Here is a 1,661-nt window from a genome sequence, read left to right as displayed (position 1 = left end):
GGCGGCCTCGGCGACGGCGGCGGCGGCCTGGCGACGCAGCTGCTCGACGCGTTCGAACTCGTCGATGACCTGCTCGGCGGCGTCGCACAGTTCCGCCAGCGGTTCGTGCAGCGCTTCCAGGCCGTCGGCGTCGAGCCAGTAGTAGGTGTCGGCGACGCGGGTGCAGGCGGCGACGATCGCTTCGAAGACCGCGCCGCCGGGGTCGGCGTCGCCGGCCATCCGGGCGACGGACAGCACGTCGGAGATGCCGCGGACCAGTTCGGCGTTGCCGATCCGGGCGAGCGGGCCGGTGCCCTCGGGCTGGGCGGCGGCCCGGGCGTCGGAGAGGTACGGCGTCTGCCACAGCTGCATCGGGTGGACGCGGGTCGGTTCGTCGCTCTGGGCGCGGAAGACGGCCATCACGCCGTCCTCGAAGAGCGAGTAGCCGTGGCTGGGGATGGGGGTGGCGACTTCCTTGCGGATCAGGTTGTACGGCAGCAGCAGGGTGCGGCCCTCGGCCCGGGCGTGGAAGACGTAGAGCACGTCCTCGCCGTTCGGGGAGCGGATGGCGCTCTCGAACTCCAGGTCGGCGGTGTCGGTGTCGAAGGTGCGGGCGGCCGAGCCGGCCGGCGCGGTGGTGAGGTAGTAGCCGCCGGGGAAGATGATGCCCTGGTCCTCGGGCAGCCGCTGGCAGGACAGCCCGATGCCGTCGAGCCGGACGACCTCCCTGGACCGCTCGTTGAAGACGAGGTAGCGGTGGGTGGTCTCGTTGTAGGGCAGGATCCGCAGCAGGGTGAGCGGGCCTACGCGGGCGTGGGCGACCTCGGCGTCGGCCAGCGACTGGAGCGGTTCGTCGACGGGCTCGGTGTAGACGCCCTCGCCGCTCTCGGTGTTGTTCTCGATCTTGACGGTCAGGGTGCCGCCCACGGTCTCGACGAAGACGCGGCCCTCGATGGAGATGTGCGGGTGCCGGCCGAGCACGTGGTCCTCGCGGCCTGTGACGGTCCATTCGAAGTCGTGCGAGGGCGGGAAGGTGTGGTCGCGCTCGCCCTTGGCGTCGACGTACTCGGGGGTGCCGTCGGGGTGGACGCGCCAGCGCAGCACCCGCAGGTCGGTGAGGCGTTCGCCGGTCTGGAAGACGGCCAGCAGCAGCGAGCCGGTGCGGCGCAGCTGGAGCAGTTCGGCTTCGCGGTAGTAGCGGTAGAGGTCGGTGAAGTCCCGGGCGAAGCGCGGGTCGTCGAGCAGGCCGGGCAGGGCGTCCGCGCCGACCTCCTCGAACCGGCCGTCGTGGTGGCGGTGCAGCGCGAAGACGTCGCGGATCTCGGTGGTCTGCTTGAGGCCGAAGTGCACGTTGTAGCCGAACAGCATCAGTCCGCCGACCTGGACCAGGTCCCGCGGCACGCAGTTGTGCTCGGTGCGGACGCGGTCGTTGCCGACGAGTTCGAGCTCGCTGCCGCCGAACTCGGCGGTGCGGCGGGTGTTGAGCGCCTGCGCCCGGCGGGCCAGTTCGGTGGCGGTGGCCGACATGCGCTCCCGCAGCACCTCGTAGGTGCCGGCGTTCAGCGTGCCGGCGTCCGGCCCGCCTTCGTGCGGCGTGGCGGCGCGCCGCGCTTCCTGCGGCTCGCCGCTGCCCTGCCCCTGGCTCGTCACGTCTTCCCAACTCCTCAGCATGTTCGACTTCC

The 1,661-nt window shown here is 71.8% G+C and carries 1 protein-coding gene; it reads right to left on the bottom strand.

Annotated elements, in window-relative coordinates; all coding sequences use genetic code 11:
• On the bottom strand, positions 1-1,506 hold a 1,506-nt coding region (locus ACYVE9_RS25840), incomplete at its 3' end, for a DNA repair ATPase (protein WP_461030314.1).
• Positions 1,507-1,661 lie beyond the last annotated feature (155 nt).

It is taken from the genome of Streptomyces sparsus (assembly GCF_054776295.1).
The sequence above is the reverse complement of the archived record's forward strand: the minus strand, read 5'-3'. Positions and strand labels throughout refer to the sequence as shown.